This is a genomic window from Pseudomonas sp. AC193, from assembly GCF_979258075.1.
The window spans coordinates 827776-845889 of the sequence record NZ_OZ409832.1; the positions used below are offsets into that span (position 1 = coordinate 827776).

At 58.2% G+C, this 18114-nt stretch carries 15 protein-coding genes; 10 read left to right on the top strand and 5 right to left on the bottom strand.

The genetic code is table 11. From position 1 onward, the window contains the following. The first annotated feature begins 25 nt into the window (after nucleotides 1-25). Together ACZZ0D_RS03930 and ACZZ0D_RS03935 are read left to right on the top strand one after the other, a co-directional pair. Nucleotides 26-1267 carry a glutamine synthetase family protein gene (locus ACZZ0D_RS03930; RefSeq protein ID WP_212543940.1) on the top strand — a complete coding sequence of 414 codons (1242 nt, stop codon included), beginning with the start codon at nucleotides 26-28 and terminating at the stop codon, nucleotides 1265-1267. Nucleotides 1268-1334: 67 nt separating this feature from the next. Further along, nucleotides 1335-2723 carry an MFS transporter gene (locus ACZZ0D_RS03935; RefSeq protein ID WP_463552500.1) on the top strand — a complete coding sequence of 463 codons (1389 nt, stop codon included), beginning with the start codon at nucleotides 1335-1337 and terminating at the stop codon, nucleotides 2721-2723. Between the two features lie 525 nt (nucleotides 2724-3248). Here ACZZ0D_RS03935 and ACZZ0D_RS03940 read toward each other — a convergent pair. The 4 genes from ACZZ0D_RS03940 to flgA all read right to left on the bottom strand — a co-directional run bounded on the left by ACZZ0D_RS03940 (nucleotide 3249) and on the right by flgA (nucleotide 5848). Further along, entirely contained in the window at nucleotides 3249-3995 is a 747-nt protein-coding gene (locus ACZZ0D_RS03940) for a flagellar brake protein (RefSeq protein WP_053122832.1), read from the bottom strand. 88 nt (nucleotides 3996-4083) lie between these two features. Beyond that, nucleotides 4084-4551: a flagella synthesis protein FlgN gene (locus tag ACZZ0D_RS03945; RefSeq protein ID WP_053122830.1), complete on the bottom strand. Its 468-nt coding sequence runs from the start codon at nucleotides 4549-4551 to the stop codon at nucleotides 4084-4086. A gap of 48 nt (nucleotides 4552-4599) precedes the next feature. Beyond that, entirely contained in the window at nucleotides 4600-4926 is a 327-nt protein-coding gene (gene flgM, locus ACZZ0D_RS03950) for a flagellar biosynthesis anti-sigma factor FlgM (RefSeq protein ID WP_053122828.1), read from the bottom strand. Between the two features lie 160 nt (nucleotides 4927-5086). After that, nucleotides 5087-5848 carry a flagellar basal body P-ring formation chaperone FlgA gene (flgA, locus tag ACZZ0D_RS03955; protein ID WP_082341472.1) on the bottom strand — a complete coding sequence of 254 codons (762 nt, stop codon included), beginning with the start codon at nucleotides 5846-5848 and terminating at the stop codon, nucleotides 5087-5089. An 82-nt stretch (nucleotides 5849-5930) separates the two neighbouring features. Between flgA and ACZZ0D_RS03960 the strand changes: the two genes are divergently transcribed. The 6 genes from ACZZ0D_RS03960 (at nucleotide 5931) to flgE (ending at nucleotide 11026) form a co-directional block, all read left to right on the top strand. Continuing rightward, the gene (locus ACZZ0D_RS03960; protein ID WP_159812703.1) at nucleotides 5931-6863 is read left to right on the top strand and encodes a chemotaxis protein CheV; all 933 of its coding nucleotides are present in this window, start codon (nucleotides 5931-5933) and stop codon (nucleotides 6861-6863) included. A 46-nt stretch (nucleotides 6864-6909) separates the two neighbouring features. Next, nucleotides 6910-7737, top strand: a complete 828-nt coding sequence (cheR, locus tag ACZZ0D_RS03965; protein ID WP_053122821.1) for a protein-glutamate O-methyltransferase CheR — start codon at nucleotides 6910-6912, stop codon at nucleotides 7735-7737. A gap of 324 nt (nucleotides 7738-8061) precedes the next feature. After that, complete coding sequence (gene flgB, locus ACZZ0D_RS03970; protein ID WP_053122819.1) at nucleotides 8062-8469, top strand: flagellar basal body rod protein FlgB; 408 nt, start codon at nucleotides 8062-8064, stop codon at nucleotides 8467-8469. 3 nt (nucleotides 8470-8472) lie between these two features. Next, nucleotides 8473-8916 carry a flagellar basal body rod protein FlgC gene (gene flgC, locus ACZZ0D_RS03975; protein WP_053122816.1) on the top strand — a complete coding sequence of 148 codons (444 nt, stop codon included), beginning with the start codon at nucleotides 8473-8475 and terminating at the stop codon, nucleotides 8914-8916. 15 nt (nucleotides 8917-8931) lie between these two features. Beyond that, nucleotides 8932-9660 carry a flagellar hook assembly protein FlgD gene (flgD, locus tag ACZZ0D_RS03980; RefSeq protein ID WP_212543828.1) on the top strand — a complete coding sequence of 243 codons (729 nt, stop codon included), beginning with the start codon at nucleotides 8932-8934 and terminating at the stop codon, nucleotides 9658-9660. A gap of 31 nt (nucleotides 9661-9691) precedes the next feature. Beyond that, nucleotides 9692-11026: a flagellar hook protein FlgE gene (gene flgE, locus ACZZ0D_RS03985; RefSeq protein ID WP_159812701.1), complete on the top strand. Its 1335-nt coding sequence runs from the start codon at nucleotides 9692-9694 to the stop codon at nucleotides 11024-11026. A 1019-nt stretch (nucleotides 11027-12045) separates the two neighbouring features. Here flgE and ACZZ0D_RS03990 read toward each other — a convergent pair. Further along, nucleotides 12046-14940 (bottom strand): ribonucleoside-diphosphate reductase subunit alpha, encoded by a 2895-nt coding sequence (locus ACZZ0D_RS03990; protein WP_463552501.1) that lies wholly within the window; start codon nucleotides 14938-14940, stop codon nucleotides 12046-12048. Nucleotides 14941-15772: 832 nt separating this feature from the next. Here ACZZ0D_RS03990 and ACZZ0D_RS03995 point away from each other — a divergent pair. After that, the gene (locus tag ACZZ0D_RS03995; protein ID WP_159812697.1) at nucleotides 15773-16495 is read left to right on the top strand and encodes a response regulator; all 723 of its coding nucleotides are present in this window, start codon (nucleotides 15773-15775) and stop codon (nucleotides 16493-16495) included. Continuing rightward, nucleotides 16492-18102, top strand: coding sequence for an ATP-binding protein (locus ACZZ0D_RS04000; protein ID WP_053122805.1), 1611 nt, complete (start codon nucleotides 16492-16494; stop codon nucleotides 18100-18102). The genes ACZZ0D_RS03995 and ACZZ0D_RS04000 overlap by 4 nt, the downstream gene beginning before the upstream one ends. The last annotated feature ends 12 nt before the right edge of the window (nucleotides 18103-18114 follow it).

Below are 18114 nucleotides of genomic sequence, written 5' to 3' on the forward strand. Positions count from 1 at the left end.
GAACGGCGTGCCGCGAGGCAAGGTGATGACCGCCGAGGGGTTCCTCGAAGGGCGGCGTTTGCAGATGGCGCGGGGTGTGCTGCTGCAATGCATCATGGGCGGTTACCCGGCGGCGAAGTTTTACGGCAGCGATGACGGTGACCTGGCGCTGGTGGCCGAACCGAGCATGATCCATCCGTTGCCATGGAGCGACGAACCGCGCGCATGGGCGATCTGCGATGCCGATGAGCTGACCGGCGAAAGCTCCAACCTGTCGACCCGTGGCCAGTTGAAGAAAGTCATCGCCCGTTATGCGGCGTTGGGCCTGGCGCCGGTGGTGGCGACCGAGCTGGAATTCTTTGTCTTCGCACCCAATACCGATCCGAATCAACCGTTCCGCCCACCCGTTGGTCTCGACGGTCGCCGCGAGGATGGGCAGTCGGCGTTCAGCGTCAGTTCCAACAACGGTCTGCGGCCGTTCTTCAACGAAGTCTATAAATGCATGGCGGCCCTCGGTTTGCCGCGCGACACCTTTATGCATGAAATGGGCGTCAGCCAGTTCGAGATCAACCTGCTGCACGGTGATCCGCTGTTGCTGGCCGACCAGACTTTCCTGTTCAAACACTTGCTCAAAGAAGTCGCGCTCAAACACGGGCTGACCGTGGTATGCATGGCCAAACCGCTGGCGCACACGCCGGGCAGTTCGATGCACATTCACCAAAGCATCGTCGAGATCGGCAGCGGCAAGAATGTGTTCAGCGACGAGAAGGGCCAGCCGACCGCAATGTTCCGCCACTTCATCGGCGGACAGCAGGCGGGCATGGCTGAATTCACCGCGCTGTTTGCGCCCAACGTGAACTCCTATCAGCGTCTGTGTCATCCATTCGCGTCGCCGAACAATGCCTGCTGGTCACACGACAATCGCGCCGCGGGCTTACGGATTCCCGCCAGCTCGCCGGTGGCCCGTCGCGTCGAAAACCGTTTGCCGGGCGCCGACGCCAACCCGTATCTGGCAATCGCCGCCAGCCTGGCCGCGGGCTTGCATGGCATCGAGCATGAGCTGGAACCGACCGAGGCCATTCAGGGCGAATTCGAAGTGCCGGACAATCTGTCGCTGCCGTGTACCTTGCATGCCGCACTCGAACGTCTGAAACGTAGCCAATTGGCCATGGAACTGTTCGGCAAGGAGTTCATCGAAGGCTACATCGCTTCGAAGACCATGGAGTTGACGAGTTTCTTTGATGAAATTACCCCCTGGGAACGACGTGTTCTAGCAGCCCAGGCCTGACGAACTGTCGCCACCGGGCTATCGTTTGATAGCCCGGACTCACTGCAAGGAGCCGCTCGGAACGCCGATGCGCCAAATCTGGAAATCCTTTCGAGCGCTGTATTTCGCCTCGCTGATGATGTTGATCGGCTCGGGCCTTTTGTCTACTTATCTGGCTTTGCGCCTGGCCGCCGACAATGTCGACGGGCTCTGGGTCGGTGCGCTGATGGCCTGCAACTATTTTGGTCTGGTGCTGGGCGGCAAGATCGGTCACCGCTTGATCGCCCGTGTTGGGCATATCCGGGCGTATTCGGCGTGCGCCGGGATCGTCGGTGCGGCGGTGCTCGGGCATGGTCTGGTGGACTGGCTGCCGGCGTGGCTGGTGCTGCGGACGATTGTCGGTCTGGGCATGATGTGCCAATACATGGTGATCGAGAGCTGGCTCAACGAGCAGGCCGACGCCAATCAGCGTGGGCTGGTGTTCAGCGGATACATGATCGCTTCGTATCTGGGGCTGGTGTTGGGTCAGTTGATTCTGGTCATGCACCCGGGGTTGGGCCCGGAACTGTTGATGTTGGTCGCGCTGTGTTTCGCCCTGTGCCTGGTGCCGGTGACGCTGACGCGCCGCATTCACCCGGCGCCGCTGCATCCTGCGCCGATGGAGCCGCGCTTCTTCATTAAACGTGTGCCGCAGTCGCTGAGTACGGTGCTCGGCGCCGGTTTGATCATCGGTGCGTTTTACGGTCTGGCGCCGTTGTATGCCTCGCAGCAAGGGCTCTCGACCGAGCAGGTCGGTCTGTTCATGGGTAGCTGCATTTTTGCCGGGCTGCTGGTGCAGTGGCCGTTGGGCTGGTTGTCCGACCGCTATGATCGTGCGCTGCTGATTCGCTGCTTTGCCGGGTTCCTCGCGGTGGCGGCGCTGCCGTTGGCGATTATGCCGGAGGTGCCGCTGGAGGTGCTGTTTGTGGTCGGCTTCTTCTGCTCGCTGGTGCAGTTCTGTCTGTATCCGCTGGCAGTGGCGTTTTCCAATGACCACGTTGAGGGCGATCGCCGGGTTTCGCTGACGGCGATGCTGCTGGTGACGTACGGCGTCGGCGCGAGCATCGGGCCGTTGCTGGCGGGTGTGTTGATGAAGTTTCTCGGCAGCCAGAGTCTGTATGCGTTTTTCAGCTTCTTTGCGTTGGTGCTGGTGTGGCGAATCCGTCCGAAAGCCGTGACCAATCTGCACCAGGTTGATGACGCGCCGCTGCATCACGTGGCGATGCCGGACAGCATGTCGAGCTCACCGCTGGTGGCAGCGCTGGATCCACGGGTGGATGAGCAGGTGGTGCAGGATCAGATGCAGACACCGGCCGAGCCTGAGCCTGAGCCGGAAGTGGAGCCTGAATCTGAGACTCCGCCGGAGCCAGTGGTGGAAACAGAGCCGGATGATGGCAGCGATAAACCCACGCCAGACATCAGTGGCGCCAGACCCTGAATCTGACTGCAATATTCACCTGTGGTGAACACAGATTTAATGATGAATGGATAACCCTGTGGTGAGTGAATTACTTGTGGCGAGGGGATTTATCCCCGTTCGGCTGCGCAGCAGTCGTAAAACCATCCAGCTCGGTTCAACAGGAAAAATGTGCAGCCAGGATTTGGGGCCGCTTCGCAGCCCAGCGGGGATAAATCCCCTCGCCACAAGTAATTCATACACCACAGATTCTGGGTTGAATTCTCTCATGCAAATAATTCACATAGGTGCAAGACCCTAAAGCGAAACACTTAACCTGTGGCGAGGGGATTTATCCCCGTTCGGCTGCGCAGCAGTCGTAAAACCATCCAGCTCGGTTCAACAGGAACATTGTGCCGTCAGGATTTGGGGTTGCTTCGCAGCCCAGCGGGGATAAATCCCCTCACCACAAGAACTCACTCACCACAGATTCTTGATTGAATTCTCTCAGGCACAAAAAAGGGCCGTCCCGCCAAGGACTGCCCTTTTTTTATTTGCCGCTACGAATCACATATCGTCTTTATCGAAACGCCGTGCTTCACGCTGCAGTTGATACACAAAGCGCTCAACGTTACGCGCCGCTTGGCCACTGATGTTGTGGAAGCGCAGACCCGCAAAGGTGATGTTGAGTTTTTCTTCGAAATGCAGATAACGCAGTTCAACCGAAGTCGGCTGATTGCCGAACAGCGGCGGGGCGATCAGGCGGTCGTAGACCTGGCCCAGTTGCAGGCGGTCAGTGATGTCGCCTTCAAAGCGCAGCTTGCAACCGGTGGCGGAGATGTCCAGCAGCTTGCCGTTGATCGGCGCCTTGAGTTTCTCGCCGCCGAGTTCGACGTTGACCAGATCGGTCAGCTTCAGCGCGGCGCGGAAGGCGTTGCGGCGCTGGTGGTAAACCACTTCGGTCGGCAGTTCGCCGGTGTAGAAGCGGTCGCCGTCGGCATCGACGATGTCCAGCGTGCCATTGCATTCCCAGGCGATGCGCACGCCTTCATGGAAACCCTCAACCTTGAACGGCTCGCCCGCCAGCAGAAAGCGTTCACCGTCACGTGGCACCATTTCATCGAGGTTAATCGAAGCGGTATCGCGATCGACCTTGATCAGGTAGCTCTGGAAACGCTGGCTGCGCTCGTGAAAGGTGATGATCAGCGGATCATGGCTGTCTTGCAACTGACGCAGGTTGCTGGAGATTTCCAGAGGTGTGGTGAGCACCTTTGGAGGCTGCGGAGCATCATCCGCGCTGAGGGCGTTGGACACGGTTTATCAATCTCCAGACAAAATATGACGACTAGCCAGCATTTTGCCAGCATGTTTCGCGAGTTGATAGAGCTGGCGCATCAACGACTCATGCCTGGCTGAGCGGACGCGGCATCGCGGGTTTGGCAAACGTGCCGCTGGCGTCATACAACGCTGGCGCTTCGCCCCCGGTGAGGATCTTCAGTTGATTGCTGGTCGCGGCCTGTTGCATGAGGATCGACTGGCCGTTTTTGACGTTGGCCGCCTGGCATTGGGCGATGAGATCAGTCAGAGCGTCGCCCTGGGTCAGCAACTGCTGGCCAACGCTCGATTGCGCGGCCAGTTGCTCGAGACCTTGGCGGTCTGGCGTCAGGTTGAGGCTGACGAGGATTTCGCTGCGCTTGCGGCCATGCTGTTCAAGCAGAATGATCAGTGCCTGTTTGGTTGCCAGAATCTCTTCGAGCAGGGGCATGTCGCGACCGTGCAAAGCGAGGGACTCGGTTTGCAATAACTCCAGCAATTGTTGAGCTGGAGCAAAGTCGTCGTTGATCAGTTGCAATAAATTAGTGTCGTGCATGGCTGGCCTTGGGTTTTAAGCGTCCAAAAGCCTCGCGCCGGCAAAAGCCTAGCGCTGGGCTTCGAAGTTGAGCAGTTTGCTGGCTACACGGTTGCTGTCGACTTTATAGCTGCCATCGGCAATCGCGGCTTTCAACTCGGCCACACGGGCTTTGTCGACAGCAGGCTGATCGCGCAGCTTGTCAGTGACCTTCTGCAACTGTTGAGCCTCATTGCTGAGGTGTACCGATTCCCCGCTTTTAGCGGTACTGGCCGTTTCGGCCTGGGTATTCAGCGGCGCGGAAGTGCCGTTTTCGGCGGTTTCCTTGGGCGCGCTGGTACGTGTACTGCCTGTCAGTGACGAGGAGCTGTTCAAACGGCTGAAATCGATGACCATGATAAAAACCTCTGGGAATTTGGACGCTTGCCATGTTTTCGGCCATCTCTTGGAAAACTTTAGGCACATTTAGCAATGAAAGCTGCATGCACCCGCGCGCGTCCTGCTGCGGCACAGTTTAGGGAACAGCCATGGCCAGCGCCAGTTTTCTCCTCGGTGTTTACATGGAAACTTCCACCTGTCCCGGCGCGATGATTTGCGCCTTGATCACCCGTTGCGAATTGAGGTTTTTCACTCGGATCTGTTCTTTCAGTCCACCGTTGGACAGGGCTTCGCCGGGCATGCGCACGGCGAGTGTGCCGCTGCGCGCGGTGATGACCACTTGATCACCTTTACGCACGACTTCGGCCTGTTCCAGGTGGACTTGGGTAATCACCTGATCGGCGACCGTTGGTCGGGTCAATTTTTGCCCGATCGCTTCGTCTACCGAGGTCAGAAAACCTTGATTGATCTGACTGACATCGCGCTCGCGCAACGTCACGTCCTGAGGTTCGATAATCCCGGCGCGCCTGAGTGCTCGGGTGGTGGTGACAATCTCGCGAAACAGGCGGACTTGAGCGGGTACGAACACCGTCCAGGGCGAACTGCCTTCACAGCGAACCTTGACCGTCACCCGGCCCAAAGGACGGGGGGTATTCTCCAGCGACGCTGTCAATTCCTTGTCGCACATCGGCATGCGCATACGCGGATCGAGCTGCTTGACTTCGATCTCGTAGCGGCCTTCGGTTTGACTGGTTGCCAAATAGTCTTCTACGGTGAACTCAAGAAAGCCCTGAGTGACGCCGATAAGCATGTCAGGCAAGGTAACCGAATCCGCAATGGCAGGGCTGCCAGCGAGCAAACAGCAGGCGGCAGACACCGCGCAAAGCCCTTTGCGAAGGGGAGAGGTCAGGTGTCGGAAAAATGTCGTTTGAGCGTTCATACGAGTTAAAAAGCAAGCGCCGTGCCGTTTAGCAATGAATGTGCGTCGCAACAACACTTGGCGTTGAGGTAGGAGTCTGGGCATGGCTGGTGTAATGGATTCGGTAAACCAGCGCACGCAACTGGTGGGGCAGAATCGCCTGGAGCTGTTGTTGTTCCGTCTCGACGGTCAGCAGCTCTACGGAATCAACGTGTTCAAGGTGCGGGAAGTGCTGCAATGCCCGTCGCTGACGTTGATGCCCAAGTCCAGTCCTGTCGTGTGCGGGGTGGCAAATATCCGGGGGGCGACCATTCCGATCCTTGATCTGGCGATGGCGACCGGCTCCGGCGCGTTGAAAGACAAGAACAACCCGTTCGTGATTATCACGGAGTACAACACCAAGACCCAGGGTTTCCTGGTGCGCTCGGTGGAGCGCATCGTCAACATGAACTGGGAAGAGATTCATCCGCCGCCCAAGGGCACGGGTCGCGATCATTACCTGACCGCTGTGACTCGGGTGGACAATCAGTTAGTCGAAATCATCGACGTCGAGAAAGTGCTGGCGGAAGTTGCGCCGACGCCGGAAGCGATTTCGGTGGGCGTGGTCGATGTCGAGACCCAGACCAAAGCGTTGTCGCTGCGGGTGCTGACGGTCGATGATTCGTCGGTGGCGCGCAAGCAGGTGTCGCGTTGCCTGCAAACGGTCGGCGTCGAAGTGGTGGCGCTGAACGACGGCAAACAGGCGCTGGATTACCTGCGCAAGCTGGTCGATGAGGGCAAGAAGCCGGAAGAAGAGTTCCTGATGATGATCTCCGACATCGAGATGCCGGAGATGGACGGATACACTTTGACGGCCGAGATCCGCAGCGACCCACGCATGCAAAAGCTTCATATCATCCTGCATACTTCGTTGTCCGGGGTATTCAATCAGGCGATGGTCAAGAAAGTCGGCGCCGATGACTTTCTGGCCAAATTCCGCCCTGATGACCTGGCATCCCGGGTAGTCGACCGGATCAAAGCAGCAGATATCAGCTAGGAGCGCTTTGCTCCTGGCGGTCAACACGATTTAAGAGGCGGCATCATTGTCTACGGGTAATTTGGATTTCGAACAGTTCCGGGTCTTCCTGGAAAAAGCCTGTGGCATTTTGCTCGGTGAAAACAAGCAGTACCTGGTCTCGAGCCGTCTCAACAAACTGATGGAACAGCAAGGCATCAAATCCCTGGGTGAGCTGGTGCAGCGCATCCAGACCCAGCCGCGCAGCGGTTTGCGCGAGCAGGTGGTCGATGCCATGACGACCAACGAAACCCTGTGGTTTCGTGACACCTATCCGTTTGAAGTCTTGAAGAAAAAAGTCCTGCCCGAAGCGATCAAGGCCAGCCCCAACCAGCGTCTGCGGATCTGGTCGGCAGCGTGCTCGTCGGGTCAGGAACCGTATTCGCTGTCGATGTCGATCGATGAGTTCGAACGCACTAACCTCGGTCAGCTGAAGATGGGCGTGCAGATTGTTGCCACCGATCTGTCCGGCCTGATGCTCAACAACTGCAAGACCGGCGAGTACGACAGCCTGGCCATTGGTCGCGGTTTGTCGCCGGAACGTCTGCAGCGTTACTTCGATCCGAAAGGCCCGGGGCGCTGGGTGATCAAGGCGCCGATCAAAAGCCGCGTCGAGTTCCGCTCGTTCAACCTGCTCGACAGCTATGCTGCGCTGGGCAAGTTCGACATCGTGTTCTGCCGCAACGTGTTGATCTACTTCTCTGCCGAAGTGAAGAAAGACATCCTGTTGCGCATTCACAGCACGCTGAAGCCGGGCGGTTATCTGTTCCTTGGCGCGTCGGAAGCGCTGAACGGTTTGCCGGATCATTACCAGATGGTGCAGTGCAGCCCGGGAATTATTTACCAGGCGAAATGAAGCATGTGCAGAAGAAGGGAGCCCTCAGGGGCTCCTTTTTTTTGCCGCATGCTTCACGTAGGAGCTGCCGAAGGCTGCGATCTTTTGATTTTGTTTTTTAAGATCAAGATCTAAAGATCGCAGCCTTCGGCAGCTCCTACAGGTGGAGGTGCTCGCAGGGCGAAGCGGCAGAAAAGCGGCATCTGGCGGAAACCGCTTGCCGCTTTTCTGGCATTGCCGCTTTGCCGGCTGCCCGCAAAGCCCCGGTTTACGGGGTTTCTTCTGTTTGGCACGCGGCTTGCTAAAGCTCATGTACGAAAAACCGGTCACCTGAAGGTTCCCGACATGAGCATCAGCTTCGATAAAGCGCTCGGCATTCACGAAAAAGCATTGGGCTTCCGCGCCCAGCGTGCCGAAGTGCTGGCCAACAACATCGCCAACGCCGATACCCCGAACTACAAGGCGCGGGATCTGGACTTCTCGAAAGTGCTCGAAGCACAGACCCAGAAGAACGCCAACGGCACCATCGCCCTGAACATGACCAACAGCCGTCACATCGAAGCTGAAGGCCTGGGCAATGGCGACGAATCGCTGCTGTATCGCACGCCGATGCAACCTTCGATCGACCAGAACACCGTGGATGCGCAACTGGAACAGTCCAACTACGCGGAAAACGCCGTGGGCTTCCAGGCCAGCTTCACGCTGCTCAACAGCAAATTCAAAGGGCTGGTCTCAGCCCTGCGCGGAGAGTAATCCATGTCCCTGTCCAGCGTTTTCAACATTGCCGGCAGCGGCATGAGCGCACAAACCACGCGTCTGAACACCGTGGCGTCGAACATCGCCAACGCCGAAACCGTTTCCTCGAGCATCGACCAGACCTACCGCGCCCGTCACCCGGTGTTTGCCACCATGTTCCAGGGCGGCCAAAACGCTGGCAGCAACTCGCTGTTCCAGAGTCAGGACGCCGCGGGGCAGGGCGTGCAGGTACTCGGCGTGGTCGAAGACCAGAGCAACCTCGAAGCGCGTTACGAGCCGAACCATCCGGCGGCCGACGCCAAAGGCTACGTCTACTACCCGAACGTCAACGTGGTGGAAGAAATGGCTGACATGATTTCCGCGAGCCGTTCGTTCCAGACCAACGCCGAAATGATGAACACCGCCAAAACCATGATGCAGAAGGTACTGACCCTCGGTCAGTAATAAGGGGCGACTGCCATGAGCGTTACCGATACCACCAGCTCCCTGAGCATGAACGACATTCTGGCCAACTCGTCGAAGACGGCCAGCAGCAGCACCTCCGGCGGCATCGCTTCGGCGACCAACAGCGCCACCGGTGGCCAGGCGCTGGGCAAAGATGCGTTCCTGCAATTGCTGGTGACCCAGCTGAAAAACCAGAACCCGCTCGATCCGCAGGACAACAGTGCGTTCGTTGCACAGTTGGCGCAGTTCAGCAGCCTGGAAGGCATCACCACACTGAACAGCACCGTCAGCTCGCTGGCCGGTAACTACAACTCCTCGCAAGCGTTGCAGGCGTCGTCGCTGGTCGGTCGCAACGTGATCGTGCAGACCAACACCGCGCAGCTCGACGACCCAACCAAAGGCCTGACCGGTTCGGTCACCGTGCCTTCGTCGATCGCCGGCGGCACCGTCACCATCACCGATAAGGACGGCAAAGCTGTTCGCACTATCGACCTGGGCAGCCGCGCGGCCGGCGATGCCAGCTTCACTTGGGACGGCAAGGATTCTTCCGGCACCGTGGTGCCGGTCGGTACTTACACCTTCAAGGCCAGCGCACCGATCGATGGCGCCGCAACGGATCTGGCCACTTACCTGCCGGCCACGGTCAACAGCGTGACCATCAGCCAGACCGGCGGCGAGCTGATGCTCAACCTGGCCGGCAAGGGCACCGTTGCCCTGTCCAAAGTACAAACCATTGGTATATAGAGCCGATTAACCCGGCACAAAGGAGTGGAATATGTCTTTCAATATCGGCCTTAGCGGTCTCTATGCAGCCAACAAACAACTGGACGTGACCGGCAACAACATCGCCAACGTTGCCACCGCCGGTTTCAAATCCTCGCGCGCAGAATTCGAAGACGTCTACTCGGCGACTCGTCTGGGCAGCGGCAGCAAAGTGATTGGTAACGGCGTGCGCCTGGCCAACGTTTCTCAGCAGTTCACCCAGGGTGACATCAGCAACACCGGTAACGTGCTCGACATGGGTATCAACGGTTCGGGCTTCTTCACCATGAGCAACAACGGTTCGGTGTCGTATACCCGTGCCGGTACGTTCAAGGTCGACAACGCCGGTTACATCACCAACACCGATTACACCTCGCGTCTGCAGGGTTACGGTGTGGATGCCAACGGCAAGATTCTCAACGGTGTGTTGACTGACCTGAAAATCGACACCTCGAACCTGGCACCGAAATCGACTTCGTCGGTGACCTCGACCATCAACCTGAACTCGTCGGCACCGGTGATCGTTGATACCGGCGCCAACGCGGTGAAGTTCGATCCATCGAAAGCCGAGACGTACACCAAGTCGTTCAGCACACCGATCTATGATACTCAGGGTAACTCCCACGTCATGGATCAGTACGTGGTGAAGACCAGCGACAACACCTGGAAGGTTTACACCCTGGTTGACGGCCGTAACCCGGACGCGACCGGCAGTGATCCAACCCTGACGGCGCCGACGGCTTCGACGTTGTCGTTCGACAGCTCGGGCAAGTTGACTCAGGTGAGCACGCCGAATCCGGCGGATCCTGCAAATCCGATTATCAGCAGCGACTTGACGCTGAGTAACTGGAAGCCAGGCACTGTGACCAATGGTGTGTTTACGCCTAACGGTGCGGCAGCGAACCCGGCGGGTGTGACCATTTCGATGGCCAAGACTACTCAGTACAACGCTGATACTGCGCGTTCGATTCCGACTCAGGATGGTTATGCCACCGGGCAGATCACTAACCTGACGATTGATGGCACCGGTACCTTGTTCGCCAACTTCAGTAACAATCAGAGTAAGGCGATTGGGCAGGTGGCGTTGGCCAGTTTCACCAACGAGCAGGGTTTGCAGGCGGTTGGTGGTACTAGCTGGAAGGAGACGTTTGCTTCGGGTATTCCGGGGTACGATGCGCCGGAGACCGGGACTTTGGGTTCGATCGCGTCGAACTCGCTGGAGGAGTCGAACGTTAACCTGACGAATGAGTTGGTTGATTTGATCAAGGGTCAGAGTAACTATCAGGCGAATGCGAAGACGATTTCTACGCAGAGCACGATTATGCAGACCATTATTCAAATGACCTGATTTTTGGTTTTGCTGTTTGAGAAGAGCCCCTCTTTTTGAGGGGCTTTTTTTTGGGTGTATATCCGGTTCTTCGGGTGTTGCGGCTGGCGGTTTCGCCCTTACGGCGAGTCCCTTTGGCAAACGCCCCAAAGGAACCAAAGGTCTGTGCCCTGACGTCCGGCCCTCGCTAAGGCTCGGGTTCCTTCGCTCCGGGTTCATCCGGGGGCATCGCCTACGGTTTGCTTCGCTGCACCTCCTCTCGATGCTTTCCCCGTATGAATCCCTCCACTCAGCCTCCCGACGGGCCTTGAGATCAAGATCAAAAGCTGCACCCGAGCTTGCGCTCATCGTGTTGAGTGGTGAAGAGCACAGCGTGGTCGGCTTTTGATTTTCGTTGGATTCGCCCCTCACCCCAGCCCTCTCCCGAGGGAGAGGGAGCCGATTTTTGGGCTTCTCAGGATTTGTGTTCGGCTCGGTATTTCATGTCGGCGTACCTCTCCCAATCCACGCGGTCAGTTCCCTCTCCCACCGGGAGAGGGCTAGGGTGATGGGCTCTTGATTTGGATTTGAAGCTCAAATTCAACTCGGTATTTCACGTCGGTGCATCTTGCGCAAACACCCCGGTCAGTCCCCTCACCTCCGGGAGAGGGCTAGTGCGATGGGCTCTTGATTTGGATTTGAAGCTCAAATTCAACTCGGTATTTCATGTCGGTGCATCTTGCCCAAACACCCCGGTCAGTCCCCTTTCCCTCCGGGAGAGGGCTAGTGCGATGGGCTCTTGATTTGGATTTGAAGCTCAAATTCAACTCGGTATTTCATGTCGGTGCATCTTGCCCAAACACCCCGGTCAGTTCCCTCTCCCTCCGGGAGAGGGCTAGGGTGAGGGTTTGCTTTTGATTTGATTGGGGGGAGTGAGCCTGCTGGCGATAGCTGTTCATATTCAATCCATTTCAACCAGCCAAAAAAAAGCCCCCAACAAACCGGAGGTCTGTCAGGGGCTTTTTCAATCAGGTGTTTTTCAACACCTGATTTCGCTCAGCTTATTGGCAAGCTTCGCAATCCGGCTCGTCGATCGCGCAGGCTTTTGGCACTGGCGCTGGGCCGGCTGGAGCAGCCAGGACCGAATCATCACCGTGGTTGCCGCCGCTGGAAACAGCGTTCAGCTTGCTGGTGCTGATGGTCGACTTCTCGGTGCTGGTTGCGGCCAGGGCACGGAGGTAGTAGGTGGTTTTCAGGCCACGGTACCAAGCCATGCGGTAGGTCACGTCGAGTTTCTTGCCCGATGCGCCAGCGATGTACAGGTTCAGCGATTGGGCCTGGTCGATCCACTTCTGACGACGGCTGGCCGCGTCAACGATCCACTTGGTGTCCACTTCGAAGGCAGTCGCGTAGAGCTCTTTGAGTTCTTGCGGGATGCGCTCGATTTGCTGAACCGAACCGTCGTAGTACTTCAGGTCGTTGATCATGACCGAGTCCCACAGACCGCGAGCCTTGAGGTCGCGAACCAGGTACGGGTTGATCACGGTGAATTCGCCCGACAGGTTCGATTTCACATAGAGGTTCTGATAAGTCGGTTCGATCGACTGCGAGACGCCAGTGATGTTGGCGATGGTCGCGGTCGGTGCGATGGCCATGATGTTGGAGTTACGAATGCCTTTCTGTACACGGGCGCGAACCGGTGCCCAGTCCAGGGATTCGTTCAGGTCAACGTCGATGTACTTCTGGCCACGTTGCTCGATCAGGATCTGTTGCGAATCCAGTGGCAGGATGCCTTCGAACCACAGCGAACCCTGGAACGTCTCGTACGCACCGCGCTCGTCGGCCAGGTCGCAGGAAGCCTGGATCGCGTAGTAGCTGACCGCTTCCATCGACTTGTCGGCGAATTCGACGGCAGCGTCGGAACCGTAAGGGATGTGCTGCAGGTACAGCGCGTCCTGGAAGCCCATGATGCCCAGACCGACCGGACGGTGCTTGAAGTTGGAGTTCTTCGCTTGTGGCACCGAGTAGTAGTTGATGTCGATAACGTTATCGAGCATGCGCACGGCGGTGTTCACGGTGCGTTCCAGCTTGGCGGTGTCCAGCTTGCCGTTGACGATGTGGTTCGGCAGGTTGATCGAGCCCAGGTTGCAAACGGCGATTTCGTCCTTGTTGGTGTTCAAGGTGATTTCGGTGCACAGGTTCGAGCTGTGAACCACGCCGACGTGCTGCTGCGGGCTGCGCAGGTTGCACGGGTCTTTGAAGGTCAGCCATGGGTGGCCGGTTTCAAACAGCATGGAGAGCATTTTGCGCCACAGGTCTTTAGCCTGGATGGTCTTGAACAGACGAACCTTGCCTGGGTATTCGGTCAGGGCTTCGTAGTACTCGTAACGCTCTTCGAAGGCTTTACCGGTCAGGTCGTGCAGGTCCGGTACTTCGGATGGCGAGAACAGGGTCCACTTGCCGTCGTCGAAGACACGCTTCATGAACAGGTCAGGGATCCAGTTGGCAGTGTTCATGTCGTGGGTACGACGACGATCATCACCGGTGTTCTTGCGGAGTTCGATGAACTCCTCGATGTCCATGTGCCAGGTTTCCAGGTAAGCGCAGACAGCGCCTTTGCGCTTGCCACCCTGGTTAACGGCGACGGCGGTGTCGTTCACGACTTTCAGGAACGGAACCACGCCTTGCGACTTGCCGTTGGTGCCCTTGATGTACGAACCCAGTGCACGCACCGGCGTCCAGTCGTTGCCCAGGCCGCCAGCGAATTTCGACAACATGGCGTTGTCGTGGATCGCGTGGTAGATACCCGACAGGTCATCCGGCACGGTGGTCAGGTAGCAGCTCGACAGCTGTGGACGCAGGGTACCGGCGTTGAACAGGGTCGGCGTCGACGACATGTAGTCGAAGGACGACAGCAGGTTGTAGAACTCGATCGCACGGTCTTCTTTCTGCTTCTCTTCGATCGCCAGGCCCATGGCCACGCGCATGAAGAAGATCTGCGGCAGTTCGAAGCGGATACCGTCCTTGTGGATGAAGTAACGGTCGTACAGGGTTTGCAGGCCCAGGTAGGTGAATTGCTGATCGCGCTCGTGGTTGATCGCCTTGCCCAGTTTTTCCAGGTCGAAGGTGGCCAGCACAGGGTTCAGCAGTTCGAACTCGATACCTTTGGCGATGTAAGCCGGCAGCGCCTTGGCGTACAGGTCAACCATCTCGTGGTGAGTAGCGCTTTCGGCCACACCGAGGAAGCCCAGGCCTTCGGCACGCAGGGTGTCCATCAGCAGGCGGGCGGTGACGAACGAGTAGTTCGGCTCGCGCTCAACCAGAGTACGGGCGGTCATCACCAGCGCGGTGTTGACGTCGGTCAGGGCCACGCCGTCGTACAGGTTTTTCAGGGTTTCGCGCTGGATCAGGTCGCCGTCGACTTCTTCCAGACCTTCGCACGCTTCGGTGACGATGGTGTTCAGGCGGCCCATGTCCAGCGGCGCCAGACTGCCGTCAGTGCGGGTGATACGGATCGACGGGTGCGCGTTGACCGCTTCTTCGGTCGGGGCGTGGGCAGCGCGTTCTTTCGAACGACCGTCACGGTAGATCACGTAGTCGCGCGCCACTTTCTGCTCGCCGGCACGCATCAGGGCCAGTTCAACCTGATCCTGGATTTCTTCGATGTGGATGGTGCCGCCCGAAGGCATGCGACGCTTGAAGGTCGCGGTGACTTGTTCGGTCAGGCGGGCAACAGTGTCGTGGATTCGCGACGAGGCGGCAGCGGTGCCGCCCTCAACTGCGAGGAACGCTTTGGTGATAGCGACGGTGATCTTGTCATCGGTGTAAGGAACGACAGTGCCATTACGCTTGATCACGCGCAGTTGACCAGGCGCGGTGGCTGCCAGATCCGAATTCGAATCAGCGGCCTGCGGCAAGGTGCCCTGCGGGTTCTCGCGAGTTGTGTCGGTTTGCATGGGGGGTGATCTCCACATTCTCTAGTTTGTTTGGGCACCATCATGGTGCCCACCGTTCTGGCCAGAAGCACTACAACCGACGGGCGTCGGGCATAACAACTTCGGACCAGTAGGAAAAAGGCTAATGACGCCGCGTCCCTGCCGAAGTTTTTGGCTGCGAGCCAAGGCTCGAGCCGGGTTCCATCCCGGGTGACAGTAATGACTGCAACACCCGTACCGTTTCGGTCGTTTCCGACCTGAAAAACGGTGCCATCCGCAAGTGCGGTTTGGTCTTCAGAAAACTTGCTTGGTTCAACCCTAAACCGGCAATAAATCGCTTGAGTTTCAGGTCTGAAATGTGGTTGGGCTTTTCAGTCAAAAACCCTATATGTAGGGTTTTTTTTGCGCCGTGCTACAAGATAATGCGTTTCGAGGGGTGTTGCAACGTACTACCTGTGGATAAACCTGTGCGTAAATTGTGTAAGAAAGGTGGAATTCTCGTGTAGGCCGCGAACCTGCTGAGCTAGACCGTTTGTCACCGTTTTCTCACCGGGAAAAACGCTTCAGCGGATTTTTAAGGGCGCGAACCCTACCACAAAAAATCGCCTTGTCCGAACGCATTTACCGACTTGTGTTCTGGCTGTACGCCGTTTATACAATCGGGCCATGTGAACGCGACAAAAGCACGAGAAGATCCCCCGTAGGAGCTGCCGAAGGCTGCGATCTTTTGATCTTGAAAAAAACAAAATCAAAAGATCGCCGCCTCGTTTCACTCGACAGCTCCTACAGGGGATCGTCTGGATTCGGGCAATCGTCTTCCTTTATTAATAACAATAGAAAGCAGAGGTCACCGGTGGAGCAACAAGCCTGGCAGGTATTGATCGTCGAGGATGACCAGCGACTGGCCGAACTCACGCGCGACTACCTGCAAGCCAATGGACTGCGCGTGGAAATTGAAGGCAACGGTGCGCTCGCCGCAGCGCGGATCATCAATGAGCAACCGGATCTGGTGATCCTCGACCTGATGCTGCCCGGCGAAGATGGCCTGAGCATCTGCCGCAAAGTCCGCGACCGTTACGACGGGCCGATCCTGATGCTCACCGCGCGCACCGATGATGCCGATCAGATCCAGGGCCTCGACCTTGGCGCCGACGATTACGTGTGCAAACCGGTGCGCCCGCGTTTGTTATTGGCGCGGATTCAGGCGTTGCTGCGACGCAGTGACTCACCCGAGCCGACCAGCGAAAAAAGCCGTCGCCTGCAATTCGGCCCGTTGGTGGTCGACAACGCATTGCGCGAAGCCTGGCTCAGCGATAACGGCATCGAACTGACCAGCGCCGAATTCGATTTGCTCTGGCTGCTGGTCTCCAACGCCGGGCGCATTCTCTCGCGGGAAGAAATCTTCACTGCTTTGCGCGGCATCGGTTACGACGGCCAGGATCGCTCGATCGATGTGCGCATCTCGCGCATTCGCCCGAAAATCGGCGACGACCCCGACCATCCACGCCTGATCAAAACCGTGCGTAGCAAAGGCTACCTGTTCGTCCCTGAAGCCTGCGTAGACCTGCCGCTGTGAACTCGATCTTCCTGCGCATTTACGGCGGCATGTGCGCAGCGATCATTCTGGTAGCGGTGCTCGGCGTGCTGGCGCTGAACCTGCTCAACCAAGTGCGCAGCGAGCAGTACCGCGAGCGTCTGGCCCACGGCACGTTCTCGCTGATGGCCAGCAACCTGCAACCGATGAACGAAACCGAACGCCATCGCGCACTGTTGGTGTGGGAGCGGTTGCTGGGGATTCCGCTGGCGCTGAAAAAGTTTACCGACACTGATCTCGACCTGACCCAACGCACCCGCGTGCAGCGCGGCCAAGCGTTGGTCGAGCAGACCGGTCCGCACGCGGCGAAGGTCTATCGACTGGTCAGCGACAAAGAGCAGCTTGTGCTCGTAGGCGAGGTACAGCAGATCAGCGAGCAACTGGCCCGTGCGACTATTTACCTGCTCGCCGATGAGCTGGTGCGCGTGCCGGTCGCCGACCAACCGAAACGGCTGGCGCAGATAAAGGAAGAGAAGGGCTTCGGATTCGATTTGCGTTTGGTCACGGTGGATGACGCCGACATGGACGAAGACCAGAGCCGCCGCGTGGCCGAAGGCGACACGGTGATGGCGCTGGGCAAGGGCGGCGATTCGATCCGTGTGTTCGCCGGTATGGTCGGCACACCGTGGGTGCTGGAGATCGGCCCGCTGTACCAGATGAATCCCTATCCGCCGGAGTGGCTGGTGCTGATCGCCGCGCTCGGGCTGAGTCTGATCGGCTTGATCGTTTACTTGCTGGTGCGCCAACTCGAACGGCGTTTACGCGGTCTTGAAGCGGCGGCCACGCGCATCGCCAAGGGCAGTCTGGAAACTCGGGTGCCGGCGCGCGGTGCCGACTCGGTCGGACGGCTGGCGGCGGCGTTCAATGGCATGGCTGAGCACTTGCAACAACTGCTGGCGATCCAGCGTGAATTGGTGCGCGCGGTGTCCCACGAACTACGCACGCCGGTGGCGCGTCTGCGTTTCGGTCTGGAAATGATCGGCTCGGCGACCACCCCGCAAGCGCTGGAAAAATACCGCGAAGGCATGGATCACGACATCGAGGATCTCGATAAGCTGGTCGATGAGATGCTCACCTACGCACGACTGGAGCAGGGCTCACCGGCGCTGACCTTCCAGCGGATTGATCTGGATGCGCTGGTCAATCAGGTGATCGAAGAGTTGGCGCCGTTGCGCGCCGAGGTCACGGTGCAGCGCGGGTTGTGTCTGTCGGCTGCGGACAATGACGATGCCTGGGTCGAGGCTGAGCCGCGTTATCTGCACCGCGCGTTGCAGAATCTGGTGAGCAACGCCATGCGCCATGCCCGTTCGAACGTGACGGTGAGTTATCAGGTCGGGCAGTTGCGTTGCCGGGTCGACGTTGAGGATGACGGGCCAGGTGTGCCGGAAGTTGCCTGGGAGAAAATCTTCACGCCGTTTCTGCGCCTGGATGACAGCCGCACGCGGGCGTCGGGCGGGCACGGGTTGGGGTTGTCGATTGTGCGGCGGATTATTCACTGGCACGACGGCCGGGCGTTGATTGGCAAGAGCAAGAGTTTGGGCGGGGCGTGTTTTAGTTTGAGTTGGCCGAGGAACCAGGAGCGCCGGTAATTCTTGTGGTGG